Origin of the sequence: Collinsella sp. MSK.8.10 (assembly GCF_019041915.1) — a bacterium.
Taxonomy (GTDB): Bacteria; Actinomycetota; Coriobacteriia; order Coriobacteriales; family Coriobacteriaceae; genus Collinsella.
Genome location: NZ_JAHPYF010000001.1, coordinates 223,391 through 249,588, shown reverse-complemented (window position 1 = coordinate 249,588; position 26,198 = coordinate 223,391). Strand labels below are relative to the sequence as shown.

Here is a 26,198-nt window from a genome sequence, read left to right as displayed (position 1 = left end):
AGGGGGAGCATGTTCACTAAAGTCCTAAGGTCTTTTGGTATGCGTGGTCGAGTCCTTACGCTGGATGCTCCCATCTCGGGCGACGTCATTCCGCTTTCCGAGGTAAACGATCAGACGTTTGCCACCGGCCTTTTGGGCCAGGGCGTTGCCATTCAGCCCACCGGAACGCGCGTAATCGCGCCGGCTGATGCCAAGGTCGAGGCCATTTTTCCCACGGGGCACGCCGTTGCGCTTAACACGGTCGATGGCTTGGACGTGCTCATCCACGTTGGTTTGGACACTGTTCAGCTCGAGGGCAAGCACTTTACCGTACATGCGCAAGTGGGTGACATCGTCCATAAGGGCGATGTACTCATTGAGTTTGATCGCGAGGCAATTGCTGCCGAGGGCTACGATGTGACGGTTCCCATCTTGGTGTGCAACTCCGTTGAGTTCTCGAGCATCAAGGGCTCCGTTGGCGTGCATGTCGAGGAGATGGACCAGCTCATCGTTGCTCGCGAGCGCTAGCAAGTGCACGTGGCCATTAGCCTACAATTCAAACACGTTTACGGAGGGCGCCCTTGAAAGAGGACGCCCTCCGTGGCAAGATGGGATTCGTCCGAAGCTAAACGGCTTTGGGTCACCGTGGACGGGCAGGGGCCTCGACGCGGCTAGACACGAGACACATACATTACGCGACCTCGCCCTGGTGGCCGCACACGTTGGTTGCGGCCGACGCGGGCCGCGGGCAAGTGCTTGTAAGGGAGCCTTGCCTCTCTTGTACGAGAAAGGACGCGTAATGAAGATCATTAAAGCTAAAGACTACGAGGATATGAGCCGCAAGGCCGCCAATATCATCTCGGCCCAGGTTATCCTCAAGCCCGACTGTGTACTGGGCCTTGCCACCGGCTCCACCCCGATCGGTGCCTACAAGCAGCTCGCTGCTTGGTACAAGAAGGGTGACGTCGACTTTGCCGAGGTCAGCACCTACAACCTGGACGAGTATCGCGGCCTTTCGCACGACGATCCCCAGAGCTATCACTACTTCATGCGTGAGAACTTCTTCGATCACATCAACATCGACCTGAACAACACGCATGTGCCCGACGGTTCCAACCCCGACGCCGCCGCTGCCTGCTCTGAGTACGACAAGATCGTCGCCGCCGCCGGTTACCCGGATCTGCAGCTGCTCGGCATTGGCAACAACGGCCACATCGGCTTCAACGAGCCCGATGACCACTTCTCCAAGGGCACGCACTGCGTCGACCTCACCGAGAGCACCATTCAGGCCAACAGCCGCCTGTTCGACAGCATCGATGATGTTCCCCGTCAGGCCTACACCATGGGCACTCAGACCATTATGTATGCCCGCATGATCCTGGTTGTCGCCAACGGCGAGGCCAAGGCTCAGGCCGTGCACGATATGTGCTATGGTCCGGTTACGCCCGAGTGCCCGGCTTCGATCCTGCAGCTGCACACCAACTGCGTTGTCGTTGCCGACGAGGCCGCCCTTTCGCTCTGCGAGTAGCGCGAATCCTGCAGCTCGACATAGCCTTGCCTAAGGCCTCCGCTTTGCGGGGGCCTTTTTGCTATCCCTTTTTGCCCACTCGACCAAAAACTTGCCGCAAGCTTGACGAATGCCGGATGTCCAACAGCCTGATTCATTCTATACCAGATTCTATGCAAAAATGCCACTAGAAGGTCGTAGACGGTAGAGGGTGCTAGGCGAGTTGAATGACATAGCTGAACCTTGTTCATCTGCGTTACACTGCCGCTTAGATGGGACAAGCTGACAAGCTCATTTACCTGCTTAAAGACCGATTAGTCGGGGGATTAATAACAATCGGCCCTCGCTGTACAAAAACTTGCCGCTTGCGTACCAAAAGACAACCTAAAACACAAGGTCGCTCTATTCATGGCGCGGCTTGTATGGTCTTGCGGCTACAGTGTCCATACGGTCGAGTTGAGGAGCGGGCATGGTAAACGATTTGAGCAGTATAGACGAGCTCGAGCTGATGCCGCTGGGCGGAGGCTATATGGTGCGACGCGAACGCTTGATGAATGAGCTTATCGCCAAGGGCCGAAAGGCCGGCATCGTGGTTCTTTATGCGCCCGACGGGTTTGGGAAGACCTCGGTGCTGCTGCAGTACACCCATGAGGTTAAATGCGACCCGACGCGAGGCCCCGTGCGGATTATCGAGGCCGATCGCGCCACTGGGCGCGAGGTGTTTATGCAGCTCGAGGTGGTTACCGAAGAACTCAAAGACAAACCGCACTCCCTTATCGCGATTGATAATGTGCCAAACCTCGATCAGCACGATACCGAAGACCTCATCGACAGGATTCGCGGGCTGCGCGCTATGGGGGTAGGGGTCTTTATCTCCTGCCGTCCTTCAAATCGTCAGCTGATTCATGGGCTGGGCGATTCGGTCAAGATCAATGCGCAGATGCTCAAGGTGCATGCCTATGAGTATTCGGCGTGGGCATCGGCGTTTTCGATCAGCACATCGCTTGACTTCTATCAGCTCACGCAGGGCGTGCCCGAGCTCGTCTCGGCATTGCAGACGGGTCTGTATGGCCAAGGTGACGTAGCCGGCCTGCTCGAAAACGAGATTGTCAACGTATATGGCGCGGCACTTGTCGACCTGGCTTCGCTCGACAATAATGCGCTGTTTTGCGTGGCATGTCTCATGGTTTTGATGGGCGAGGGCAATATCGCAGAACTCGAGGCTTGCGGGGTGAGGCTGTCGATGGTCGATCAGTCCTACTTTGTACGCGACTACCCGATCTTTGGCTTTGATCCCGCCGAGCGGAGTTTTACGTGTCTGGGCACGGAGGATAACGGACGCTTGCGTTTGCGTAAGTTGGTGGCCGAGGTTCGCCCCGAACTTGTTCCGAGGGCAGCCCGGATTTTGCTTAAGGCGGGCCGATGCGATGCGGCGATGGGCCTGGCGGACGCCTTTTTGGACCGTGAAGCGGTCCTTGAACTTGCTGGGCAGTATGGGGTCGATCTGGCTCTGACGGGGCACGGGGCCGATATCTGCCGAGCGGCGCTGGGCACGATCGATGCCGACGATCCGGCTCCAGAGCCAACGCCTGCCGAAGCGCTTGGCGTATATCTGGCAGCGGTCAGCGTGTCCAATACAAAGCTCGCTCGCTATATGGCATCGGTCGTCGAACGCGGGGGCGAACGGGCGGCCTGCGAAATAGACCCTGTTTCATGGAGGGTGGCCCAGACACTGACGGCTGTTTGCTATGGGGACAACGGGCTTGGGCTTCCTACGAACCTGGCCGTGCCAGAAATCGAGACATCCCATACCGCACTCGATATGTTGTCTGCGCATGTCGAGGTCAAACGCTGTCTGACCGAGCGGGGAAATGACGGCGGCGTTCTACAACAGCTCAAAACGAGCAAGGCCTACGACTGCGAGCTCGACATCGCGGGGATTGTTATACGGGCCGATAGCATGCTGGTGGAGCTCTTTGACGGGTCGTTTGCGGGAACCGACGAGCGCGACGACGAGATGACGGTGGTGCGGGAGGCGCTCGACGTACGTGGGCTTAGGGCGATGGCCATCTGGGTGCGCATGGTGTTGGCGGCACGGCGGCTCCTTTCCGGCTTGCCGGTAACCGACGATGCGGCGTTCAACGAGCTCGATCGTTTTGCCGTGCGCATGCGCGACAACCAGATTCAGCTGTTTGGCCTGTTGCTAGAAGGCTGGCAGTCACTGGCAGAGGGACGGCCGGTTAATGCAAAGTTCCGTGCGGTCCAAGTGCTCAAACTTGCCGAGGAGTCGATTGCGTACATGCGCGATAACGCATTGCTGCTGGAGCGCGCGGCATATCTGCGTAACACCTCGATGGTTTCGGTGCGCGAGGAAGCGGAGCTACTCGATATAAGCCAGACGCAGGTTGGTGGAGCGGAGGCCTGGATGGTGGCGCTGCATTTGGCCTGTGCGGGCCGAGACAGCGACCTTGCGGCCTGGATGTCCATGAATCGCGCGGGGATTCTAGAGCCATCGTATCGGCTCTTTGCGCGCCTTGCCATGCATTGTCTGGGCGAGCCGGCGGCCAGGATACGCAAGAAGCTTCCCGTGCGCGAGCTGTCGCGGTACTCGCTGCGCGACGATTTGGAAGGGGAGGGCGAGCGTCTGTTCCAGGCCGGCGAGGTTGAAGCCGTTGATACCATCGACCATATCGAGATTCGCATGTTTGGTGCGTTTCGCGCCGAGCGCGACGGGTTTCCCATCACGGACAAAATGTGGCGCCGCAAGAAGGCGGCGACGCTTGCCGAGCGGCTTGCGCTGGGCATGGATGCGCTCGTCGATCGTGAGACGCTGGCCATGGAGCTGTGGCCCCATGCCGAGTTCAATAGCGCCCGCAATAACCTGTACTCGACGATATCGCGCTTGCGGTCAGCTTTGGGACCGACGCCGGATGGCAAGTCGTGTGTGCTCATCCAAAATGAATGCATCGGACTCAACGGCGACTACGTCAAGACCGATGTACGGCTGTTTGACCAGATAAGCCGCGAGGTTTTGGGAAATCGCACGGGTGCGCGCGGGCCCCATTTAGTTGAACTGTGCCTTAAGATTGAGCAACTTTATGCCGGACCGCTGTATGTTCCCAATGGCTGTAATCCCACCTACTTTTTGCGTATGCGACGCATTATGCAGTCAAAGTACATCGATTGCATGATTAAGGGAGCAAATGCCGCTCTAGAAGAAAACGATCTGCAGTCGGCGATTTGGCTGGCGGAGTCGGGGCTTCGGCAGGAAACGGCGCGCGAGGATATGGTGCGCTGCGCCATGCGCGTCTACAGTGCGGCGGGCCGGCGGCGCGATATTGTCGAGCTGTACAGCGGGCATATGCACCATCTGAGGGAGCAGGTCAATGGCGTGCCCGAGCCCGAGACGCGGCGTCTATATGAGCGCTTGGTGGAGGGGCGGCTCAATCGCGTGCTGGTCGAGCGATAAAAAACGGGCGCCCGAATCAATCGGATGCCCGCAGACTACTCGGTATGGCCAGTCAGTTTTAGACGAGCTTGATCTTCTCGATGTCCTTGCGCGAGGACTCGCGATACAGCGAGAACTTGCGGCCGATGACCTGGACGACCTCGGCGTGACAGCGCTCAGCGAGCTCTTCGGCGGCTTCGCGGGCGGAAAGGCTGGAGCCATCGAGCACGGAGCACTTAACGAGCTCGTGCTTCTCCAAGTAGGCGACTGTCTGCTCGACGGTGCCCTCGTTGACATCGGACTTGCCGATGATGATGGCGGGGTTGAGGTGATGGGCCATGCTGCGAAGCTGCTTGACCTGTGCTCCTGTCAGTGCCATGGGTTCTCGCTTTCTATGTATGGGGCGCCCCGCGATGGGGCCTTAATCTACGTGAGCTGTCCCACGATAGCGCAGGAACGGCGTGGTGTGGAGCGCGTTTGCCCAGTTCAAAAAGAATGCGGATGCCGAGTGAGTGGGCGGTGCGGGCTGCGAACAGGCTATGAGCTGGGCGCAGAGACCGGCTCCCATGCAATAAACGCCCAACGAACCTTGCGGACATGATCGAGCATATAGCGCCCCTGCGGCACGCCCTTGGACCCCGGCTCGCCGGCATGGGGGTTCTCGATCATGTGCTGGGCGATGTAGTCGCGCAGACGGTCGATCTTATCCTCGTTGCCATGCTCGAGCATGCGAGAAAAGTCCGCCACACCTGCCTCAAGGCTATCGAAGGTATCGCGACGAGGCGATTCAAAGTACGTAACCTGCGGCAGGGCGCCCATTTGAATGAGGATGTTGAAGGCGTACACAAAGCCATTACTGCAGGTAACCGAGGCACCAATGGCGTTCATCAGGTGCAGATCATAGCGCGGGCTGGAGTTGGCGACCATCGTGACAGCACAACGCCGACGAGCCGTACGATCAAGCTTGGCAAGCGCGCCTTTTAGATTGGTCGTCGTAACCGACCGACTGGCAAAGGCAACATCCACCGCTTTCGCGACCGGTCCAACCAAATCCCAATCATCATCCCAAGCAAGCTCAAGCGGTGTAATGCGATTCTCGAGCCCATAGTACTCAATGCCAGCATCAAGCGTGCCCAACATGGCAGGAGAGAAGTCGGCAGCAATCACGGAATGCCCAGCCTGAGCAAGCGGAATAGCAATCGACCCAGCCCCGCACCCCATATCGAGCACCGACTCGCCGGGCTCAAGCGCCAACAGCTTTATAAAATCCCGAGCATAAGGGGCAGTCTCCAACGGCCGAAAATGCCGAGCCCTTTTATCCCACTCAAAAGAATCATCAGCCCGCCGCCGATCAGCTTGCAGACGCATCCACTCGCCATTCCAATCAGCAGAAAGAAGCTCAGAGCGAGCATCCCCATCAACCACGGGCCAACCTCCTAGCAACAAAAAAGCGACTCCCCCCAAAAGAAGAGCCGCAACCAGCATATATCAGAAAAAGAACCGTTCCAACGCCAAACCGCCCTCACAACCAAGGCGGGCAGGAGCGAAGCGACTGCCATACGGGATAGAATCCAACTGAGGTCCCGTTGTGCGGGAGCCCCGGGGAGGGCAAATATATAAGGTCGATCGCGAGTTCCGCACGAGCCGGAGAGCACTTAATGTGCTCTCCGTGCGAGTCAGGACTGTCCGAGCAGGCGACCTTATATATTTGCCCTCCCCGGGGCTCCTCGCCCGAACCCCTCAGCTAGTTCTTCAGCGAGTTCAACGGCGCCGGGAAGCGTCCACCGCGGTGGGCAAGCACGGTGCCGGCGTTGGGGTTCACCGGCATGATGGGCGCACGGCCAAACAAGCCGCCGTACTCGACGCAGTCGCCCACGCCCTTGCCGATAGCAGGAATCACGCGGACGGCCGTGGTCTTGTTGTTGATGACGCCGATGGCCATCTCGTCGGCGATAATGCCGGCGATGGTCTCGACCGGGGTGTCACCGGGGATGGCGATCATGTCCAGGCCAACGGAGCACACGCAGGTCATGGCCTCGAGCTTCTCGAGCGAAAGCGCACCGGCCTCGACGGCGGCGATCATGCCGGCATCCTCGGACACGGGGATAAAGGCGCCGGAGAGACCGCCCACGCTGGAGCTGGCCATGACGCCGCCCTTCTTGACGGCATCGTTGAGCATGGCGAGCGCACAGGTTGTGCCGGGGCCACCGCAGGTGCCCACGCCGATGATCTCGAGGATACGGGCAACGGAGTCGCCGATGGCAGGCGTGGGAGCCAGCGACAGGTCGACAATGCCCTTCTCGACACCCAGACGATGGGCGGCCTCGCGGCTCATGAGCTCGCCGGCGCGGGTGATCTTAAAGGCGGTCTGCTTAATCTTTTCGGCGACCTCCATCATCGATGCGGAATCGGGCAGCGTCTCCAGGGCTGCGGCCATAACGCCGGGGCCCGAGACGCCAACGTTGATGACGGCGTCGGCCTCGCCACCGCCGTGGACGGCGCCCGCCATAAACGGGGAGTCCTCGACCATGTTGGCAAAGCAGACAAACTTGGAGGCGCCGACGGAATCCTGGTCGGCCGTGAGCTTGGCGGCATCGATGATGGTCTGGGCGGCCATGAGCACGGCGTCCATGTTGATGCCGGCGCGCAGGCTGGCGACGTTGACGCTGGAGCAGACGCGGCTGGTGGTAGCGAGCGCCTGGGGGATGGACTGGATGACGCGGCGGTCGGCGTCGCCGATGCCCTTCTGGACGAGTGCGGAGAAGCCGCCCAGGTAGTCGATGCCGAGGGTCTCTGCCGCGCGGTCGAGGGCATGCGCGATGGGGGTGAGATCCTCATCCTTGCAGCACGCGGCGATCTGCGCCACCGGGGTGACGGAAACGCGCTTGTTGACGATGGGGATACCGTACTCGCGCTCGAGGTTCTCGGCGGTCTCGACCAGATGCTCAGCCGTGTGCGTCACGTGGTCGTAGATCTTCGTGCACATGCGGTCGAGGTTCTCGTCACCGCAACCCATGAGCGAAACACCCATGGTGATGGTCCTGATGTCGAGGTTCTGTTCCTCAACCATGCCGCGGGTTTCCGCGATTTCTGCGGGCGTGATCGCCATCCTTGCGCTCCTATCTGCCAAAACGAGCATAGTCTTATCTATTCTAACGTGCCGCACGTGCCAAGTGGCGCATGCGGCACGTTTTGGTGCTCGGTTGTTTCCGTTGTGTTACTGCCCAAAGACCTCTTCGGCGATACGAGCGCTTTCGGCGGCGTCCTTGGCGTAGTAGTCCGCGCCGATCTGCTTGGCGTATTCGGGGGTGAGCACGGCGCCGCCTACGATGATTTTGACGCCCGGCACCTCGGCATGAAGCAGCTTGATGGTCTCCTCCATGGCGACGACCGTGGTAGTCATAAGCGCCGAGAGGCCGACGAGCTTAATGTCACGCTCCTGCACGGTCTTGAGCACCTCTTGCGGGTCGACGTCGCGGCCTAGGTCAAAGACGGTGTAGCCGTAGTTATCGAGCAGCATCTTGACGATGTTCTTGCCAATATCGTGGATGTCGCCCTTGACGGTGGCCACGCAGATCTTGCCCTTGTCGGCGATCTCGCCGGCGGGCATTAGGCGCTTGATGGTGTCGAAGCCCACGCGTGCGGCCTCGGCCGAAGCCATAAGCTGCGGCAAGAAGAACTTGCCCTGGTCAAAGAGGACGCCAACCTCGTCGAGGGCGGGGATAAAGTGATTGTTGATGAGGTCCATAGCGTCGTGGTCGGCCAGCAGGCGCTCAGTCTCGGTCGCGATCTCGCCTTTGCGGCCCGAGACGACCATTCGACGAATCGGGTCGTCGTCGCCGTCGGCGGTGCCCGCGGCAGGCGCGGCATCACTCGATGCGGCCTGAGCTGCTGCCGGGTTGGCGGCGATCTTGTACGGATCGGTCCAGCCGGCATAGCGCTCGATGTATCCGGTCGAGCCCTCGTCCTCAACGCTCAGGACGCGATAGCTGTAGACGGTATCCATAAAGCGCTTGGAACCCGGGTTCATGATGGGGGCGTCCAGGCCCGCGCCGAAGGCGGCGGCCAAAAAGACCGAGCCCAGCAGCGGGCGGGCAGGCAGGCCAAAGCTGATGTTCGACACGCCGAGCGCGCATTTGACGCCCAGACGCTCCTTGCACAGGGACATGGCGCGCAGGATCTGCTCGGCCTGGCGTTGATTGGTCGAGGCGGTCATGACCAGGCAGTCAATGAGGATGCGATCCGGTCCGATGCCGTAGCGGGCAGCCTCGGCCACGATGCGCTCGGCGATGGCGAAGCGAGCCTCGGCGGTATCGGGGATGCCGCCTTCGTCGAGCGTAAGGCCGACAACGTTGGTGCCGTAGTGGGCGACCAGCGGAAAGATCTCATCCATGATCTGCTGCTTGCCATTGACCGAGTTGATGATGGGCTTGCCGGCGTAGCGGCGCACGGCGGCCTCGACGGCCGCAGGATCGGTGGAGTCGATCTGCAGCGGCAGGAGCGTGGAACCCTGGAGCTGTTCGGTCGCCTGTTGGATAATCTTGACCTCGTCGATCTCGGGCAGGCCCACGTTGACGTCCAGGATGTCGGCGCCCTGCTCCTGCTGGCTGATGCCCTGGCTCACCACGTAGTCCAGATCGCCGTCGCGCAGGGCCTGCTGCAGGCGCTTTTTGCCGGTGGGGTTGATGCACTCGCCGATGACGGCGATTTTGTGGCCATCGCAGGGGAGGTCCACCACGGTCTGGGCGCTCGTGACCGACATGCTGGGCTTGCGGTGGTGCGGACTGGGCGTGTGGTTATCGATAAGCGTGCGCAGCGCTGCCATGTGCGCCGGCGTGGTGCCGCAGCAGCCGCCCACGACGCTCACGCCGTCGGCGATCATGCCGGCGACGGCCTCGGCGTACTCGGGTGCCTGGATATCAAAGACGGTGTTGCCGTCGTCGTCCACATGGGGGAGTCCCGCATTGGCCTGCACCATAACGGGTTTGTCGGTAACGGTGAGCATGCGCGCGGCGAGTCCTCGGAGCTCGGCCGGTCCCTGGCTGCAGTTGATGCCCAAAACGTCGGTGCCGATGGCGTCGAGCGTGATGGCGGCGACCTCGGGGCTCGTTCCCAGGAAGGTGCGACCGTCTTCCTCAAAGGTCATGGTGGCAAAGACGGGCAGGTCGGAGTTCTCGCGGCAGGCGAGGACCGCCGCCTTGATCTCGGCCAGGTCGGTCATGGTCTCGATAATAAAGAGGTCCACACCCGCGGTGACGCCGGCGCGCACCTCCTCGGCAAAGAGGTCGTAGGCCTCGTCAAAGCTGAGGGTGCCTAAGGGACGAAGCAGCGCGCCGATGGGGCCGATATCGCCGGCGACGTAGCGGGCGCCGGCCTCGCGGGCGCAGGTGACGGCCGCGGCAAAGACGTCTGCCACGGTGGCGGCACCGTCGAGCTTGTGGGCATTGGCGCCAAAGGTGTTGGCGGTGATCACATCGCAGCCGGCCTCGACATATTGACGTTGGATATCGGTGATAACCTGGGGCTCCTCAAAGTTGAGCAGCTCGGGCAGGGCGCCCGCCTTCATGCCGGCCGCTTGCAACATGGTGCCCATGCCGCCGTCGAACAGCAGGTGTCCCGTGCCCTCGATGGCCGCACGCAGGCGATCGTCCTTAATGCGCAGGTCGTCGATCGTGCGCGTCTTGTACGTGGCACCGTTGCGACGTGCGGCATCAACGGGTGCCGCCAATGCAGTGCCGTCAGAATCATGAGTGATAAGCGGAGTAAACATCGAGGGCTCCTAATGGCTGGAATAGCAGGTGGTGTGGGCGGCGCGGAAGCGGCAGTGCTCGCGCATGCGGCAGATATTGCAGGTGGGGCGGGTCTGGGCGTCGTGGACCTCGCCGTCAAACAGACCGATCACCGCGGTCACGCTTTTGGTGGGCATGAGCAGGCTGGTGGGCGTGACGGTCAGGCCGATGAGCCGCGTGGCGTTGAGCGCATTGACGATCGAGCGCTGGGCCGAGAGCGGGCAGTCGCCGTAGCCGGGACTAAAGCGCCAGTTGCCGGCGAGCCCATGAACGGCGGCGTCCGTCTTGATCTGCTGGTCCATTTGCTCAACGGCGGCTTCCACGTAAGCGGAGCACGCGGCGTCGAGCACGGCGCCCTCCAGGGGATGTTGGGCTCCCGTGGTGCGCAGGCGACGCTCGGCGTCCATGCCGAGGGTGCATGCCATGAGCGCGGCAAAGCGGGCATCTTTGAGATGTCGATAGATATCGCGACCTCGCAGCTCAACGTTGGTGCCGACCAAGCGAATGCAAGGCTCACTTTGTTCGTCCACGCCCGTGGCATCGACGGCAAATACGCGGCGCACGCCACGGGGCTCAATGTCAAGTTCCAGACGCTCGACCACAAGCTCAATACGTCGTGACAGCTCGGGCTCAATCTGCTGGCCGCCGTAGCCTAGATACCGCAGCATCTCGGCACGGTCGACACGGGGATGGTGCGCAGCATCGACACGGTAAAGCGCCGGCGACGCAAGGTCGGCCGGCACTTCGACAGCGGTTGTATCGATGTGCGGTTTTTCCATTACCCCAGGCGCTCCATAATGGTCGCGGCGATCGCAGGACGGTTCATAGTGTACAGGTGCAGGCCGTCGGCGCCGTGCTCCTTGAGGTCGCAAAGCTGGCGGGCGGCATAATCTACACCGGCTGCCTGCAGGCTCTCGGGGTCGTTCTCGTACTTGGCGAGAATCTTGATGACGGGGGAGGGCAGCGACGCGCCGCACATAAAGACCATGCGGCTAATCTGCGACTTGCCCATAAACGGCATGATGCCCGCGGTGATGGGCACCGTGATGCCCGCTTTATCGGCAAGCTCGCGGAAGCGGTAGAAGCACTCATTATCAAAGAAGAGTTGCGTCACAAAGAAGCTTGCGCCGGCGTCCTGCTTTTGCTTGAGGTGTTCGACCGAGAGGTTGAGGTCCTCACAGGCGATGTGACCTTCGGGGTAGGCTGCGGCGCCCACACAAAAGCCGGCGTCGACGAGCTCGGGGATGAGGTCGCGGGCGTAGGCGTAGTCGGAGGCGGGCTTGTCGTCCTCGGTCGCGCCAGCGGGAAGATCACCACGCAGGGCCAGGATGTTTTCCACGCCGGCGGTGCGATACTCGTCGATCTTGGCGGCGATATCGGCGTGCGACCGGCCCACGCAGGTAAGGTGTGCCACCGAGGGTGTATCGAATTCGCTCGTAATCATATGCGCGATGGGGGCGGTGGTGGCGCCGTTGCCCGAGCCGCCAGCCGAGCAGGTGACCGAGACAAAGCTCGGCGAAAGCTTGCACAGATTGCCTGCCACCTCGCGAGCCGTGTCGAGGGTAAGCTCGCCCTTGGGCGGGAACATCTCAAACGAAACGGGTGCGGTGCCCTGGGATGCTGCCTGCTTAAAAACCTCGTCGACGCGCATATCGTGCTCCTCTAGATACGTAATAGTGTGATGTGTTGTAAGGATTCTACAGCACCACTGTGTCACGGTGGAGTTTCACTCGCTATTTGGGGATACCAATAGAAAATGCTTTGCTATCGGCATTTCCTATAACAGGGCGGTCAATCTAGGATGGGGCTATAAAGACTGGTATCTGATGTGAAATACCAGTTAATAGAGCCCCATCCCAAATTGACTACCCTTAAACCATGGGGAAAGGTCTGCAATTTATACAGTTGATTGGCTGTTGAGGGTGGCAACGCCGCCGCGATGCGGTAACCTCATTGATTGGTTTCGCGACAGCAACATAACGGTAATGTTGCGGAAACACGGCGAGTCTAAGCTATGACTCGTTCGTTAGTAATCAACACCGCTTCTCACGCGGTGCCGATACGAAGGGAGTTCCGTATGGCCGAACTTACTGACCGCTTCGGGACCATGGTGTTCTCTGAGGAAGTCATGAAGGACTACCTCCCCAAGGACATTTGGAAGCGCCTTGCTGCAACCCTCGAGGGCGGTGAGCCGCTCGACCTGGATGTGGCCAACGCCGTTGCCCATGCCATGAAGGTCTGGGCCATCTCCAAGGGCGCGACGCACTACGCGCACTGGTTCCAGCCTCTTTCGGGCATTACTTCCGAGAAGCACGACAGCTTCTTGGAGCCCAACCACGACGGCACCGCCATTACCAAGTTTACGGGCAAGAACCTCATCCAGGGCGAGCCGGACGCCTCCAGCTTCCCCAACGGCGGCCTGCGTGCCACCTTCGAGGCCCGTGGCTACACCGCTTGGGATCCCACCAGCCCCGCCTTTATCAAGGACGATGTCCTGTGCATCCCCACGGCTTTCTGCTCCTACACGGGCGAGGCCCTGGACAAGAAGACCCCGCTGCTGCGCTCCATGACCGCGCTCTCGCGTGAGTCTAAGCGCGTTTTGGCGCTGTTTGGCAAGACCCCCAAGAAGGTCGTTCCTTCCGTGGGCGACGAGCAGGAGTACTTCCTGATCAAGAAGGACGCCTACCGCAAGCGCAAGGACCTGGTCATTACCGGCCGCACCCTCTTTGGCGCCGCTCCCTGCAAGGGCCAGGAGCTCGAGGAGCACTACTTTGGCGCTATCCGCCCCACCGTCTCGGCCTATATGAAGGATCTGGACGATGAGCTGTGGGCGCTTGGCATTCCCGCCAAGACCAAGCACAACGAGGTTGCTCCCTGCCAGCATGAGCTTGCCCCCGTCTATGGCGAAGTCAACGAGGCCATCGACCAGAATCTGGTCATGATGGAGAAGATGAAGCTCATCGCCTCCCGCCATGACTTGGTCTGCCTGCTGCACGAGAAGCCCTTCGAGGGCATTAACGGTTCGGGCAAGCACAACAACTGGTCGCTTGGCACCGAATCCGAGAATCTGCTCGACCCGGGCGACACCCCGCTCGACAACCTGCAGTTCATCGTCTTCCTCACCGCGGTGATCGAGGCCGTCGATAACTATCAGGAGCTTCTGCGTGCCTCCGTTGCCTCGGCCGGCAACGATCATCGTCTGGGCGCCAACGAGGCTCCTCCGGCGATTATGTCCATCTTCCTGGGCGACCAGCTTACCGAGGTCGTCGAGAAGATCATCGATGGCAAGGCTTCCGTCCATGCCACGCGCGGCGTGCTCGACCTGGGCGCCGATACCCTGCCCAAACTGATGCAGGACAACACCGACCGCAACCGCACCTCCCCGTTCGCCTTCACCGGCAACAAGTTTGAGTTCCGTGCCTGCGGCTCCGAGCAGAACGTTTCCGACTCCAACCTGGTGCTCGATGCCGCCGTGGCCAAGTCGCTCAAGTCCTTCGCCGACGCGCTTGAGGGTACGCCCGAGGATGAGTTCCAGGACGCTGCGCTCGAGTACTGCAAGAAGGTCCTGACCGACCACCAGCGCATCCTGTTCTCCGGTGACGGCTACTCCGATGAGTGGCCCGTTGAGGCCGAGAAGCGTGGTCTTGCCAACAACAAGACCACGGCCGACGCCCTGCCCGCCTTTGTTTCCGATAAGGCCATCGCACTCTTTGAGGAGACGGGTGTCCTGACCAAGGCCGAGGCTCAGTGCCGCTACGACTGCAAGCTCGAGAAGTACAACAAGCTCATGAACATCGAGGCCACCACGATGGTTCGCGAGGCGCGTCGTACCTATCGCCCGGTCATTACCGCCTATGCCACCAAGGTCGCTAAGGGCCTTGAGACTATTCGTGCCGCCGGTGCCGAGGCCGCCATGCAGTGCGAGCAGAACACGCTCAACAAGCTCTGCAACGGTATCACCACCATCAACGACTCCATCAAGGCGCTTGACGCCGTGCATCAGAAGGCTGAGGCCCTCGATGGCCAGGAGCAGGCCAACGTGTACGCGCACGAGGTCGTTCCCGCTATGGATGCGCTGCGTGCCGCCGTGGACGCCATGGAGGAGATCGTGGCAGCCGACTACTGGCCGGTCCCGACCTACGACGACATCCTGTTCTACGTGTAGGGCGTAACTGACATATCGTCACGGTATTGAGCCGGGGTCCGCATCATGCGGGCCCCGGTTTTTGTTTGCGAAGGACGCTTTGAAGCCCGTTTTGCCGCCGATTTGCCTAGGTATAAAGGGCTATGGGCAAAAAACGTCAAATATGAGTACTGTCACAAGTCCTGTAACATTATTTATTTGCAAAATATGTAGTGTTACGCAACATATGCCCAAGTACTTAGCCGATAAACGTCTGCAATTTTTCCGCCGTAGGACGCCTGACGGCTAAATCGCCTTCTGAAGGCATGAAATCTCTGTAACTAAAATGGTAACAGTACTCATATTTGCCATTTTTTGACCACAGGCCTTGCGATGATGCCGGGATCCGCACCCTGCCGGGTTCGAATCCCGGCATATCGGTAGCAAAAAGCCCGTCACCGCGGGGGTAACGGGCTTCTTAATTTAAATGGTGCCCCCAGCGGGATGTCCGCGTGCGGCTGACGCCGCCCGCTTTCGCCGCGTCGCTTCGCTCCTTGCGTGCTGCGCTGGAAAACGCTTCGCGTTTCCTCAGCTCCGCACCCTGTCGGGTTCGAATCCCGGCGCATGGGTAGCAAAAAGCCCGCTACCGCGAGGGTAACGGGCTCTTCAATTCAAATGGTGCCCCCAGCGGGATTCGAACCCGCGATATCCACCTTGAAAGGGTGGCGTCCTTGGCCGCTAGACGATGGGGACAGCGGGAAAGAGTATAGCAGACTTTTTTAGCCGTTCACATATCGTTGGCAAACTGAAAAACCACCACAAAGGTGCCTGTCCCCTTTGTGGTGGCGAGGCGTTAGGGGAGGAGCTTCATCGCGGCGTCGTGGGCGGCGTGCTCGTAGGTGTCGTCGAGGGGTTTGAGCGGCAGCAGGGCTGTGGCCTGCGCATCGCCGCGGCGCTCGAGGGCATGCGCGATCAGCCAGTCGGCGAGTTCGGGGTTTTTGGGCAGTGCCGGTCCGTGTAGGTACGTGCCGATGACGCCCTTGTAGATCAGACCCTCAAAGCCGTCGTCGCCGTTGTTGCCGGTGCCCGTGACGACGGACGTTCCGAGCGGCGTGGCATCGGCGTCCAAAAGCGTGCGGCCGCCATGGTTCTCGAATCCCACAAAGGGCTCGGGTGCCAGGTCGGTTTTGACGGCTACGTTGCCGATCAGGCGGTCGGAGCCGCGTACGGTTTCGGCGGCAATGACCCCCAGACCCTCAATGCGATTCTCACCCATATAGTACGAACGGCCGAGCAGCTGATAGCTGCCGCAGATGGCGAGCAGCGAACCGCCATCCTCAACATAGGATGCGACCTTGTCTTTTTGAGCGAGCAGCTCGTGTGCCACGGCTAGCTGGTCGCGGTCGGAGCCGCCACCCATCATGACGATATCGGCATCGGTGAGATCGAGTGACTCGCCCATACGGACCTCGTCCACGCGAACGGGGATGCCGCGCCAGGCGCAGCGACGCTCGAGGGCGATAACGTTGCCGCCGTCGCCGTAGAGGTTGAGGGCATCGGGGTACAGGTAGACGATGCGCAGCGGGCGCGAAAGCTCGACTGGCGCGATGCCGACGGGGACGGCACTGCCATCGGCACACGTTGCAGCGCGGGCAGCAACCGTGGCTGCATCGGCACCCTTCAGCCCATCGAGTTCTTTGACCAGCGGCGGGAAGGCCGTGTAGTTGGCGACGGCATAGAAAGTGTCGCCTGCGGCTTCATCCGCAACGGCGCCAATTGCCTGCGCGACGTCCGAGATAATCGCGGCATCGATGCCGGCGTACTTGAGGCGTACCTGCATGTCGTGCGCACGCGTGCCTCCGGCAAAGGCGACAAGACCCGGTGTGTCGGCGATGCGCTCGAAGTCGACGTCGTAGATCCACGAGACATCGTGGCCGTCGGCGTCGTTGTCGTTCAGGAAGAAGGCGCAGAGCCTGCCGCCTGCCGTTTTAATGGACTGGATCTGGCGATCGAAGCCCACGGGATTTTTGGCCAGGTTTGCCTCGACGATACGGCCGGCGATCTCCCAGCGGCCCATACGTCCGCCGGCGGGGACGTAGGCATCGAGCGTAGGCTGTAGAAACGCCGTGTCCACGCCCAACTCGCGTGCGGCAAAGAAGGCGGCGGCAACGTTATAGACCATGTACAGGCCGTTGTAGCGTGTGGCGATGTGTACGGCAGCCGCGTCGGGCGCAGATCCAAAGACCAGGTCGAAGCCGTAGCCGTCGCAGCCGAGCTTCACGTCCGTCACGCGACGGACAAGCGCAGGGCGGGCCCAGCCGCACGAGGGGCAATGGTAGGCGCCGAGCTGGCCGTATTGCACGTAGTCATACTCCAGCGGCGCGTTGCACTGTGAGCAAAAACGTGAGTCGCTAATGCGGTCGGACTCGGTGTTGGTGGCGCCGTCGATGCCAAAGGCAATACTCGCGTTGGGAACGCGCGCGGCAATCGAGGCACACAACGGGTCGTCTGCGTTGTAGATGAGCGTTGTTGCCGGCGAAAGCTCCAACGCATGGGCGATGACCTCCTGGGTGTGATCGATCTCGCCATAGCGATCTAGCTGGTCGCGGAACAGGTTGAGCAGCACGAAGTACGTCGGCTTGAGCTTGGGCAGAACGCGTACGGTGTAAAGCTCATCGCACTCAAAAACGCCCACGCGCTTGCCACCGGCTCGCTTGAGGCCGCTGCGCGCCTCGAGCAGTGCGCCCACCACGCCCGGCTCCATGTTGTTGCCGGCGCGGTTGCATACCACGGTGGCGCCGCTGGCGGCAACGGCGTCGGCGATGAGGTTGGAGGTGGTGGTCTTGCCGTTGGTGCCGGTGATCACCACGCTGCGGTCGACAAGGGCAGCGAGGTCGCTCAGCAACTCGGGGTCGATCTTCATGGCGATGCGGCCGGGGAGCACGCCACCCTGGCGCTTAAGGACGGAGCGCAGCCCCCAGCGAGCGATATCGCTCGAGGTGCAGGCAAGAGATGAGCGGAGGTTCATGAAACCGTTCCTAACGTAAACGACATGGTCGGGTCGAGTGCGTCACTAAAAACCGTAGCGGCGCGCAAATTCCTGGGCAAGCTGCGACACGTCTTCGCAGGCATTGGCCCAGGGGGCAAAGTCGGGAGTGTCCGAGATAATACCGTCCGCTTCCCAAACGGCCTGGTGCGAAAGATCCCAGGGATCGTGTGGCTCGGGCCGGCAGGGAAGGTACGGTGTCTGGTACATGGGGTTCAGTAAGAAGAACGCACCGCCCTCGCAACGGTTGGCAAACTCACGCAGCGCGCGTGTCGCCGGGCGCATCTTGTTTGTTTTGAACAGCAGAATCGTGCGGGCGAGCAGATACCAAGGAGAGTTCTCGAGCGCGTCAGCCCCGATCTCTTCCTCGAGCTGGTGGGCCAGGGCAAAAAAGCCGTCCTGGTCTTCCAGGCGAGCGAGGGCGAGCAACACGGTGCCTGCGGCTCGGGTGGGGTAGCCTTCCGCCTTAAGAACACGGCGGGCGTAGTTGGCGGCAGCACGGTAGCGAGCGCTCGCCATGCACAGCTGCGAGATGGCCTCGAGTGTGTGAAGCCACCCGATAAGAGCCGGCTCGCTCACGGTGAGCTCTGCCGCCGTCACACCGTCCGTCAAAACCTTATTGGCCCAGTAGTGCGGGGCTTCCATGTCGAACCCGGGCACGCTTTGCTGCAGGTAATCGGTTGTGGTCGCCTCGAGCTTCATCAGGTCGCCCAGGCAGGCGTCAACGGGCGTGTCAGCCAGGATGATGGCGAGCAGCTGGGCATCGAGGACATACGCATCGACGCGGACAATCTTGAGCAGCTCATCGCGCATGTCGTCGAACAGACGATTGCGCGTCTGCTCGAATTCCTCGTCGCTGCCCATGTCCTCGATGCGATGGAGCTCGTCGAGCAGGTGGCGATGAACACCGGCATAGGACAGCAGCGCCTGGGCATGCTCGGACTGCGCGTACTTTTGGGGATTCGCGCTAATGTCGTTATGGACAAGCTCGCGTGCTGCATCGGTGAGCTCGGGGTGCGACGCAACGTAGGCGCGCTCCAGGTAGGCGGGGATGTAGACGCTCGGATCCATTAGAGGTCTCCTCCCTTAAACGGCAAACCCTGCTCGGCCGCCCGCAGTATGCGCTCATCGATTTGGGAACGCACGATATCGTTGGTGGCGACCCAGGCGGCAAAGCTGGCGTTGTCGGGGGCGCCCAGGCCCTCCTGCAGTACCGGCGTCGCCTCGGATAGCGCAAGGACAAGCTCGTCGGTGGAGCCCGCACCCACGTTGACGCGGGCATAGACGCCATCGGGAAACTCGGTTTGGAAGTAGAGCGCCTCGGCCGCGTGCGGACACGAGCGTGCAAGGATACGCAGGTAGTGCTCGGCGCCCTCGTAGTCCAGCTCGCGCCAGGCTGCGCTCATCAGTGCGATGAGCGTCCACGGGTCCAAGTCGCGCTCTGCATCCTTGGGACGGCGGCGCAGCGGGGTATTCGCGAGGTACGGCACGGAGTGTGCGGAGCGAAAGCGCTTGAGCTCCTCGGCGGGGTATTCGAGCTTTGCCATGGCGAGCATCGCGGTGTGGCGGACACCAGCGGGGTCGTTGGGCGCAAAGTCCAAGCTGCGGTTTGCGGCTTCGAGCGACATGCGGTAGCGGCCGCTAATGAGGGCGCGCGACGCAAGGGCGGCAAGCCAGCGCAGGTAGGGACGGCGGGTCAGGTCGCCTGCGGCCTCACGCTCGTAGGGGTCTTGCGCCGAGGCGATCTTGAGCGCCAGGTCGTGCTCGACCTCATCGCACTTGGACACCAGGTACTGTACGTATTCCTCGTTGGATTCGGCGGTGAGTGCCGTCAGCATGCGCTGGGCGTCCCAGTTGGCCGGATCGAGTGCGGCGGCCTCGCGAAGCATGTTCTCGGCAGCGGCCTCTTCCTGCTCGGCCTGGGCATCGTCGGGGATAAAGGGAATGCGGTAGTCGACAGCCTCGACCACCTTGGCAATGAGGTGCCCGGCGCGGTCGCGGTCGTGCACGATGAGCGGTGCGGGGTTGCGGGTGAATTGTTCCATCAGACGCTCTACGGCGGCAGCGTCGGTGAGCGGGATATTGTCGCGGCGCAAGGCCTCAAGAACGAGGCGATGGCAATCCTCTTGAATGGGATCGAATGCCATGGGGCCTCCTTTGCTGCGGTTAGGGTTCAAATATCTCTATATAAGGTTCTAGTTTACCCGCATGTGGCACACCGGGGGTGCCGCACTTGGACATGCACCTTTGCACCACGAAGACGGATGTCGCACAAATGTCGGCACCTTGGACGACTGAGTGGTATCACTGTGCCGCAAACGGTCGATTTTTGGCGGCGAACGGGGCGCATTTTGGAGGGGCACAGTCCTGCCCGGGATATGTGGTCAACCTTGATAAAACGTTTGCCCAGCTTGGGAGTATGGATGCCGCACAAGGGTCTTCAGGGATAGAAAAAACGTTTCATCATTGTTGGCTTTAGGTGAATAACTGACCAACCAGAACGGTAAAATAGTGTTTGTCTGAGCGTTGAGACGTTTAGACATCGCGCATTGTCATCGCCGGCAACGCGCAAACCGGTCCTAACGGAGCCAATTGGGTGCTCCGTTATATACGCAAGTCTAAGAGGGGCTTGTTTAGGAGGCACAGTATGGGACGTTTTACCAATCCTCGCGATCTGTACTTTGGTGAGGGCGCTCGCCACGAGGTGAAGAACCTCAAGGGCAAGAAGGCCATCATCGTTTCTGGCGGCAGCTCTATGCGCCGCGGCGGGTTCCTGCAGGACGTTGAGGCCGACCTCAAAGAGGGCGGCTTCGAGGTCAAGCTGTTCGAGGGCGTCGAGTCCGACCCGTCCATCGAGACGGTCATGAAGGGCGCCGAGGCCATGCGCGAGTTCGAGCCCGACTGGATTATCGCCATCGGCGGCGGCTCGCCCATCGATGCCGCTAAGGCCATGTGGGTCTTCTACGAGTATCCCGAGGAGTCCTTCGATAACATCATCCAGCCGTTCAGCTTCCCTGAGCTGCGTCAGAAGGCTCATTTCTGCGCCATCTCCTCTACCTCCGGCACCGCTACCGAGGTCACCGCGTTCTCCGTCATTACCGACTACGCCAAGGGCATCAAGTACCCGCTGGCCGACTTCAACATCACCCCTGATGTCGCCATCGTCGACCCCGAGCTCACCTACACCATGCCCGCCAAGCTGTGCGCTCACACCGGCATGGATGCTCTGACCCACTGCATGGAGGCCTACGTTTCCACCTGCGCCTCTATGTTCACCGACGCCAACGCCCTGCACGGCATCCGCGAGATCGTCGAGTGGCTGCCCAAGTCCTATGCTGGCGACCATGAGGCCCGTCAGCACATGCACGAGGCTCAGTGCATCGCCGGTATCGCCTTCTCCTCGGGCCTGCTCGGCATCGTTCACTCCATGGCTCACAAGACCGGTGCTGCCTTCGAGAACGGCCACATCATCCACGGTGCCGCTAACGCCATGTACCTGGGCAAGGTCATCCAGTGGAACTCCAAGGATCCCCGTGCTGCCGAGCGTTACGCTTACGTGGCCAAGGAGATCCTGCACCTTCCCGGCGAGACCAACGAGGAGCTCATCGCTGCGCTCGTCCAGAAGATCCGCGACCTCAACGACCAGCTCAACATTCCGCAGTCCATCAAGGATTACGCGAATGGTGGCGTGAAGGTCGACGCCGAGAACCCGCAGATGGTTTCCGAGGAGGAGTTCCTCGCCAAGCTGCCCGAGATCGCCGCGAACGCCGAGCAGGACGCCTGCACGCCCGAGAACCCGCGTGAGACCAAGGCTGCCGACTTCGAGAAGATCCTCAAGGCCTGCTACTACGACACCGACATCGATTTCTAATCGACTCTTGTTATCGTAACGAGGGGCTCCGCACGTATCTGTACGGAGCCCCTTTCTTTTTAATTATTAGAGAATGGGATAAAAATGGCTGCAATTTTCAATAGCCCCAGCAAGTACATCCAGGGTCCGGACGAGCTCGCCAAGCTCGGCTCCTATGTCGAGCCGCTCGGCGCCAAGGCTCTCGTTATCGTGACGCCTTCGGGCAAGAAGCGCGTCGGTGCCAAGATCGAAGGCGGCTTTGCCGAGGCTAAGGCCGAGCTGCTGTTTGAGGACTTTAACGGCGAGTGCTCCAAGGGCGAGGTCGATCGCCTGGTTGCGCTCGCCCGCGACAACGGTTGCGACATCATCGTCGGCGTCGGTGGCGGCAAGATCCTCGACACCGCGAAAGCCGTCGCCTATTACCTGGAGTCCCCGGTTATCATTTGCCCCACCATCGCCTCGACCGATGCACCGTGCTCGGCACTTTCGGTGCTTTACACCGACGACGGCCAGTTCGATAAATATCTCTTCCTTAAGGCAAACCCCAATATCGTCCTGATGGATACGACGGTTATCGCGGCGAGCCCGGTGCGCCTGACGGTTTCCGGTATGGGCGATGCGCTCGCAACCTACTTTGAGGCCCAGGCGACGCATGATGCCGACGGCGGCACCTGCGCTGGCGGCAAGGGCGGTATGGCTGGCCTGGCGCTCGCCAAGCTCTGCTATGAGACGCTCGTGGCCGATGGCGTTAAGGCCAAGGTTGCGTTGGAGAAGGGTGCGCTCACGCCTGCCGTTGAGCACATCATTGAGGCCAACACGCTGCTTTCCGGCATTGGCTTTGAGAGCTCAGGCCTTGCTGCTGCTCATGCCATCCACAACGGTTTGACGATGCTGCCCGAGTGCCATGGCATGTATCACGGCGAGAAGGTCGCCTTCGGCACCATCGTCCAGCTGGTACTCGAGGACGCTCCGACCGAGAAGCTCGAGGAAGTCTTGGGCTTCTGCATTGAGCTGGGCCTGCCGGTCACGATGAAGGAACTTGGCGTTGCCGAGGTTACGCGTGAGAAGGCTATGATTGTTGCCGAGGCCGCGTGCGCGCCCGAGGACACTATGTGCAACATGCCGTTTGAGGTGACGCCCGAGATGGTCGCAAACGCCATTCTGGGTGCCGACGCGCTGGGCCACTACTATCTCATGGATGAGTAAATCAAGCTAAGGAAGGGGCAAAGCAAGCAGATGGCTTTGCCCCTTTTTGCTATGGTGCAAAGTAACCTGTCTCCAATGCAGAAGTTGGTGCAGGGGGGTCAGGTTACTTTGCACCAATCGTTGTTTGATGAAGGGCGGATTCTCGTATGGCGCTTCCTATGGTTTACGGCGGTCCTGGCCGGTATGTTCAGGGGCCGGGCGAACTTTCGCGTCAGGGCAGGTATTTGTCATGGTTGGGCTGCGCTGCCTATGTCTTGTTTGACCAGGGCACCGAGGATCGGCTGTGCAGGCAGATCGTCGATGGATTTCTGGATGAAGATCTAAGCGAGCCGTTCTTTAAGATTTACAACGGTCCGTGTACGGAAGATGCCGTTGTCGAAATGGCCAAGGAAGCCCGGGCCGAGTATTGCGACATGGTGGTGGGCATTGGCGGCGGCAAGATGCTCGATATCGCAAAGGCAGTAGCGTTTTATGCTGAGCTGCCGTTGTGTGTATGCCCCACGGCGGCCTCAATGGATGGTCCGTGCAGCGAGATTTCCGATGCCGATCTGCAGGGTGTTGCAAATGCGGTCTTTAGAAACGAGCGCAATATGGCCAACGAGCAGGCCAAGGTGACCAAACAAAAACTCGTGCAGCTCATGTGCGAGGCATAGCTTGGCACTTGATTGACCTTGTGCAATCGAGGCGGCGATAGGCCATGGGCTATTTGCCGCAAAGATGCTCCGCGTGTAATTTGCCCGAGGCGTGGGCCGATAGCGTATCATTATCTCTTGCTTGTTTGCACTGCTCAGGGAGGGGCCGCGCATGGCGCAGGAACACGATCTGTTTGATGACATTATCGAGATCAGCAAGGGTTTCGACTTTCTTAAAAACCCGCTTGGCGGCGTGACCGATGCACTCGATCCATCGGCGCCGCAGTGGAATCCTGCCGACTACAAGGAGCGCCCGCGCGGCAACACCATTCCGTGCTTGACCTGCAAAAACGAAAAGAGCGGCTGCACCGCGTGCATGGACGTGTGCCCGGTCAACGCTATCGAGGTCGAGGAAGACTCCATCGAGATCCTCGACTCCTGTCGCAAGTGCGGCCTGTGCGCCGCTACTTGCCCGACGGAGGCGATCATCTCTCCGCGCCTTGCACCCAAAAACGTCTACGACGACATTGTCTCGGCGGCTACGAGCCACGAGACCGCCTACGTTACCTGCACGCGTGCCCTTAAGCGCATGCCGCGCGAAAACGAAGTCGTCGTTGCCTGCGTGGGCGATATTACGGTGGAGACCTGGTTCTCGGTACTGGCCGACTATCCCAACGTGAGTGTGTACCTGCCGTTGGGCGTGTGCGATAAATGCCGCAACACCGGCGGTGAGGACATTCTTGGCGAGGCGATTGCGAAGGCCGAAGAGTGGTCTGGCACGGGTATGGGCCTAGAGGTCGACCCCAAGAGCCTCAAGTGCCATAAGCGCCGCGAGTACGAGCGCAAGGAGTACATGGAAAAGATTGCCCGCACCACGGGCCTAACGGTGACCAAGCTCAATCCGGCGACGGCGGCGCTGGCCTCGGTGACGCAGAAGTTGAAGGCTCACCGTCACCAGATCACGCAGCTCGAGCGCACGCTCAACACCATGTGCGGCACCACGACGACCAAGCGTCGCCGTTCGCTCACGCACGGGCGGCAGCTGGTGCTCTCGACGCTGCAGAACCACCCCGAGCTTGCCCAGAATATGCAGGTGAGCACACCGGAATGCGATTTTGACAAGTGCACGTCGTGCGGCGAGTGCGTCAACGTGTGCCCCACGTTTGCCTGCGATTTGGTGGGAAGCGGTCGCTTTGCATTGGAGTCCACGTATTGCCTAGGTTGCGGAGCCTGCGTCAAGGTGTGCCCCGAGCATGCGCTCAAGCTGGTCGAGCACGATGCGTCCAATCTGGTCGTTGTCGACCCCGAGGCCGAGGAAAAGGCCGCTCAGAAGGCCAAGGCCCACGAAGAGGCCCAGAAGGCCAAGGCCGAGGCAAAGGCCAAGCTTGACAAGATGCTCGATCAGGTGGAGAAGCTCGCGGACTAGTCAGCGAGCTCTATCTCTGCTTCATTTGCGCCGCCGTGGTGTCCGGATTCGCCCGGATGCTGCGGCGGCGCTATACTTATACTGTTTGAAGTACTGTACCAAAAGGAGCTGTCGTGTCCCTTTCCATCGGTATCGTGGGCCTGCCCAACGTGGGCAAGTCGACGCTGTTCACCGCGCTTACCAAAAAGACCGGCCTTGCCGCCAACTACCCGTTTGCCACGATCGACCCCAACGTGGGTATCGTCGATGTGCCCGATAGGCGCCTGCAAAAGCTCGCCGACATCGTTAACCCCGGCCGCATTGTGCCGGCGACGGTCGAGTTCGTCGACATCGCTGGCCTGGTGAAGGGTGCCAACGAAGGCGAGGGCCTGGGCAACCAGTTCTTGGCAAACATCCGCGAGACCGACGCCATCTGCGAGGTCGTGCGCTACTTTAAGGACCCCAACGTCATGCGTGAGGTGGGCCGCACGGGCGAGTTTGTCGATCCCGCCGGCGATGCCGACACCATCATGACCGAGCTCATCCTGGCCGACATGGGCACGCTCGAGAAGCAGCTGCCCAAGCTCGAGAAGGAGGCCAAGCGCGACAAAGAGCTCATGCCCAAGTTCGAGGTGGCCAAGCGCCTGCTCGCTTGGCTCAACGAGGGCAAGCGAGCCGCGTCCATGGAGATGACCGACGAGGAGCGTGCCGCCGCCAAGGGCCTGTTCCTGCTCACTATGAAGCCCATTCTGTACGTGGCCAACGTGGACGAGGATATGCTCAACGAGGACCTGGCGCCCATCGATGGCGTCAAGCCGTTGCCCATCTGCGCCAAGATTGAGGCCGAGCTTTCCGAGCTCGATCCCGAGGACGCCGCCGACTACCTGGAGAGCTTGGGCCTGGAGCAGCCCGGTCTGGACGTGCTCGCGCAGGCGGCCTATAAGCTGCTCGGTCTGCAGTCGTTCTTTACGGCCGGCGAGATGGAGGTCAAGGCCTGGACGGTTCGTCAGGGCGCGACCGCCCCGCAGGCCGCCGGCGTCATCCACACCGATTTTGAGCGCGGCTTTATTAAGGCCGAGGTTATTGGCTATGATGACTACATCGAGCTCGGCGGTGAGCAGGGCGCCAAGGCCGCCGGCAAACTGCGTATTGAGGGCAAGGACTATGTCATGGCCGATGGCGACGTCGTGCACTTCCGCTTTAACGTGTAAGG

General features: G+C 60.8%; 18 protein-coding genes and 1 tRNA gene. 9 read left to right on the top strand and 10 right to left on the bottom strand.

Annotation, left to right across the window (positions count from 1 at the left end):
* Nucleotides 1-39 precede the first annotated feature (39 nt).
* The 3 genes from KTF55_RS01035 to KTF55_RS01025 all read left to right on the top strand — a co-directional run bounded on the left by KTF55_RS01035 (nucleotide 40) and on the right by KTF55_RS01025 (nucleotide 4,955).
* Nucleotides 40-507, top strand: coding sequence for a PTS glucose transporter subunit IIA (locus tag KTF55_RS01035; RefSeq protein WP_306421699.1), 468 nt, complete (start codon nucleotides 40-42; stop codon nucleotides 505-507).
* Between the two features lie 271 nt (nucleotides 508-778).
* The gene (nagB, locus tag KTF55_RS01030; RefSeq protein WP_195233705.1) at nucleotides 779-1,507 is read left to right on the top strand and encodes a glucosamine-6-phosphate deaminase; all 729 of its coding nucleotides are present in this window, start codon (nucleotides 779-781) and stop codon (nucleotides 1,505-1,507) included.
* A gap of 448 nt (nucleotides 1,508-1,955) precedes the next feature.
* Nucleotides 1,956-4,955, top strand: a complete 3,000-nt coding sequence (locus KTF55_RS01025) for a BTAD domain-containing putative transcriptional regulator (protein WP_217107584.1) — start codon at nucleotides 1,956-1,958, stop codon at nucleotides 4,953-4,955.
* Nucleotides 4,956-5,013: 58 nt separating this feature from the next.
* Here KTF55_RS01025 and KTF55_RS01020 read toward each other — a convergent pair whose 3' ends face one another.
* The 6 genes from KTF55_RS01020 to KTF55_RS00995 form a co-directional block, all read right to left on the bottom strand.
* Nucleotides 5,014-5,313 carry a YhbY family RNA-binding protein gene (locus tag KTF55_RS01020; RefSeq protein ID WP_006234690.1) on the bottom strand — a complete coding sequence of 100 codons (300 nt, stop codon included), beginning with the start codon at nucleotides 5,311-5,313 and terminating at the stop codon, nucleotides 5,014-5,016.
* Nucleotides 5,314-5,471: 158 nt separating this feature from the next.
* On the bottom strand, nucleotides 5,472-6,302 hold the full coding sequence (locus tag KTF55_RS01015; RefSeq protein ID WP_226790471.1) for a methyltransferase domain-containing protein: 831 nt from the start codon (nucleotides 6,300-6,302) through the stop codon (nucleotides 5,472-5,474).
* Nucleotides 6,303-6,678: 376 nt separating this feature from the next.
* Nucleotides 6,679-8,043, bottom strand: a complete 1,365-nt coding sequence (locus tag KTF55_RS01010) for a PFL family protein (RefSeq protein ID WP_035136908.1) — start codon at nucleotides 8,041-8,043, stop codon at nucleotides 6,679-6,681.
* Between the two features lie 108 nt (nucleotides 8,044-8,151).
* Nucleotides 8,152-10,704, bottom strand: coding sequence for a homocysteine S-methyltransferase family protein (locus tag KTF55_RS01005; protein WP_217107586.1), 2,553 nt, complete (start codon nucleotides 10,702-10,704; stop codon nucleotides 8,152-8,154).
* Between the two features lie 9 nt (nucleotides 10,705-10,713).
* Nucleotides 10,714-11,502 (bottom strand): hypothetical protein, encoded by a 789-nt coding sequence (locus tag KTF55_RS01000; protein WP_217107587.1) that lies wholly within the window; start codon nucleotides 11,500-11,502, stop codon nucleotides 10,714-10,716.
* Complete coding sequence (locus tag KTF55_RS00995) at nucleotides 11,502-12,374, bottom strand: methylenetetrahydrofolate reductase (protein ID WP_138339668.1); 873 nt, start codon at nucleotides 12,372-12,374, stop codon at nucleotides 11,502-11,504. The genes KTF55_RS01000 and KTF55_RS00995 overlap by 1 nt, the downstream gene beginning before the upstream one ends.
* Nucleotides 12,375-12,800: 426 nt before the next feature.
* Between KTF55_RS00995 and KTF55_RS00990 the strand changes: the two genes are divergently transcribed.
* Nucleotides 12,801-14,888 (top strand): glutamine synthetase III, encoded by a 2,088-nt coding sequence (locus KTF55_RS00990; RefSeq protein ID WP_195233696.1) that lies wholly within the window; start codon nucleotides 12,801-12,803, stop codon nucleotides 14,886-14,888.
* Nucleotides 14,889-15,522: 634 nt separating this feature from the next.
* On the opposite strand, the gene KTF55_RS00985 is transcribed toward KTF55_RS00990, so the two are convergent.
* The 4 genes from KTF55_RS00985 to KTF55_RS00965 form a co-directional block, all read right to left on the bottom strand.
* A tRNA-Glu gene (locus tag KTF55_RS00985) sits at nucleotides 15,523-15,599 on the bottom strand.
* A gap of 100 nt (nucleotides 15,600-15,699) precedes the next feature.
* Nucleotides 15,700-17,874: a MurT ligase domain-containing protein gene (locus KTF55_RS09910; RefSeq protein ID WP_226790428.1), complete on the bottom strand. Its 2,175-nt coding sequence runs from the start codon at nucleotides 17,872-17,874 to the stop codon at nucleotides 15,700-15,702.
* Between the two features lie 45 nt (nucleotides 17,875-17,919).
* Complete coding sequence (locus tag KTF55_RS00970) at nucleotides 17,920-18,963, bottom strand: hypothetical protein (RefSeq protein ID WP_195404638.1); 1,044 nt, start codon at nucleotides 18,961-18,963, stop codon at nucleotides 17,920-17,922.
* Nucleotides 18,963-20,039 (bottom strand): hypothetical protein, encoded by a 1,077-nt coding sequence (locus KTF55_RS00965; RefSeq protein WP_217107588.1) that lies wholly within the window; start codon nucleotides 20,037-20,039, stop codon nucleotides 18,963-18,965. Before KTF55_RS00965 ends, KTF55_RS00970 begins: the two co-directional genes overlap by 1 nt.
* A 500-nt stretch (nucleotides 20,040-20,539) precedes the next feature.
* On the opposite strand from KTF55_RS00965, the gene KTF55_RS00960 reads away from it, so the two are divergent.
* The 5 genes from KTF55_RS00960 to ychF all read left to right on the top strand — a co-directional run bounded on the left by KTF55_RS00960 (nucleotide 20,540) and on the right by ychF (nucleotide 26,196).
* Nucleotides 20,540-21,763, top strand: coding sequence for an iron-containing alcohol dehydrogenase (locus tag KTF55_RS00960; protein WP_035136916.1), 1,224 nt, complete (start codon nucleotides 20,540-20,542; stop codon nucleotides 21,761-21,763).
* An 84-nt stretch (nucleotides 21,764-21,847) separates the two neighbouring features.
* Nucleotides 21,848-22,948: a glycerol dehydrogenase gene (locus KTF55_RS00955; protein WP_217108518.1), complete on the top strand. Its 1,101-nt coding sequence runs from the start codon at nucleotides 21,848-21,850 to the stop codon at nucleotides 22,946-22,948.
* Between the two features lie 146 nt (nucleotides 22,949-23,094).
* A complete protein-coding gene (locus KTF55_RS00950; protein ID WP_217107590.1) occupies nucleotides 23,095-23,601 on the top strand; it encodes an iron-containing alcohol dehydrogenase in 507 nt (168 codons plus the stop codon).
* 151 nt (nucleotides 23,602-23,752) lie between these two features.
* Nucleotides 23,753-25,006 (top strand): 4Fe-4S binding protein, encoded by a 1,254-nt coding sequence (locus KTF55_RS00945; protein WP_217107591.1) that lies wholly within the window; start codon nucleotides 23,753-23,755, stop codon nucleotides 25,004-25,006.
* 113 nt (nucleotides 25,007-25,119) lie between these two features.
* Nucleotides 25,120-26,196: a redox-regulated ATPase YchF gene (gene ychF / locus KTF55_RS00940; protein WP_217107592.1), complete on the top strand. Its 1,077-nt coding sequence runs from the start codon at nucleotides 25,120-25,122 to the stop codon at nucleotides 26,194-26,196.
* Nucleotides 26,197-26,198: the final 2 nt, after the last annotated feature.

Excerpts from the sequence above, each read along its gene's own strand:
- KTF55_RS01035 (WP_306421699.1), top strand. The coding sequence starts at position 40 with ATGCGTGGTCGAGTCCTTACGCTGGATGCTCCCATCTCGGGCGACGTC.
- nagB (WP_195233705.1), top strand. The coding sequence starts at position 779 with ATGAAGATCATTAAAGCTAAAGACTACGAGGATATGAGCCGCAAGGCC.
- KTF55_RS01025 (WP_217107584.1), top strand. The coding sequence starts at position 1,956 with ATGGTAAACGATTTGAGCAGTATAGACGAGCTCGAGCTGATGCCGCTG.
- KTF55_RS01020 (WP_006234690.1), bottom strand. The coding sequence starts at position 5,313 with ATGGCACTGACAGGAGCACAGGTCAAGCAGCTTCGCAGCATGGCCCAT.
- KTF55_RS01015 (WP_226790471.1), bottom strand. The coding sequence starts at position 6,302 with ATGCGTCTGCAAGCTGATCGGCGGCGGGCTGATGATTCTTTTGAGTGG.
- KTF55_RS01010 (WP_035136908.1), bottom strand. The coding sequence starts at position 8,043 with ATGGCGATCACGCCCGCAGAAATCGCGGAAACCCGCGGCATGGTTGAG.
- KTF55_RS01005 (WP_217107586.1), bottom strand. The coding sequence starts at position 10,704 with ATGTTTACTCCGCTTATCACTCATGATTCTGACGGCACTGCATTGGCG.
- KTF55_RS01000 (WP_217107587.1), bottom strand. The coding sequence starts at position 11,502 with ATGGAAAAACCGCACATCGATACAACCGCTGTCGAAGTGCCGGCCGAC.
- KTF55_RS00995 (WP_138339668.1), bottom strand. The coding sequence starts at position 12,374 with ATGCGCGTCGACGAGGTTTTTAAGCAGGCAGCATCCCAGGGCACCGCA.
- KTF55_RS00990 (WP_195233696.1), top strand. The coding sequence starts at position 12,801 with ATGGCCGAACTTACTGACCGCTTCGGGACCATGGTGTTCTCTGAGGAA.
- KTF55_RS09910 (WP_226790428.1), bottom strand. The coding sequence starts at position 17,874 with ATGAACCTCCGCTCATCTCTTGCCTGCACCTCGAGCGATATCGCTCGC.
- KTF55_RS00970 (WP_195404638.1), bottom strand. The coding sequence starts at position 18,963 with ATGGATCCGAGCGTCTACATCCCCGCCTACCTGGAGCGCGCCTACGTT.
- KTF55_RS00965 (WP_217107588.1), bottom strand. The coding sequence starts at position 20,039 with ATGGCATTCGATCCCATTCAAGAGGATTGCCATCGCCTCGTTCTTGAG.
- KTF55_RS00960 (WP_035136916.1), top strand. The coding sequence starts at position 20,540 with ATGGGACGTTTTACCAATCCTCGCGATCTGTACTTTGGTGAGGGCGCT.
- KTF55_RS00955 (WP_217108518.1), top strand. The coding sequence starts at position 21,848 with ATGGCTGCAATTTTCAATAGCCCCAGCAAGTACATCCAGGGTCCGGAC.
- KTF55_RS00950 (WP_217107590.1), top strand. The coding sequence starts at position 23,095 with ATGGCGCTTCCTATGGTTTACGGCGGTCCTGGCCGGTATGTTCAGGGG.
- KTF55_RS00945 (WP_217107591.1), top strand. The coding sequence starts at position 23,753 with ATGGCGCAGGAACACGATCTGTTTGATGACATTATCGAGATCAGCAAG.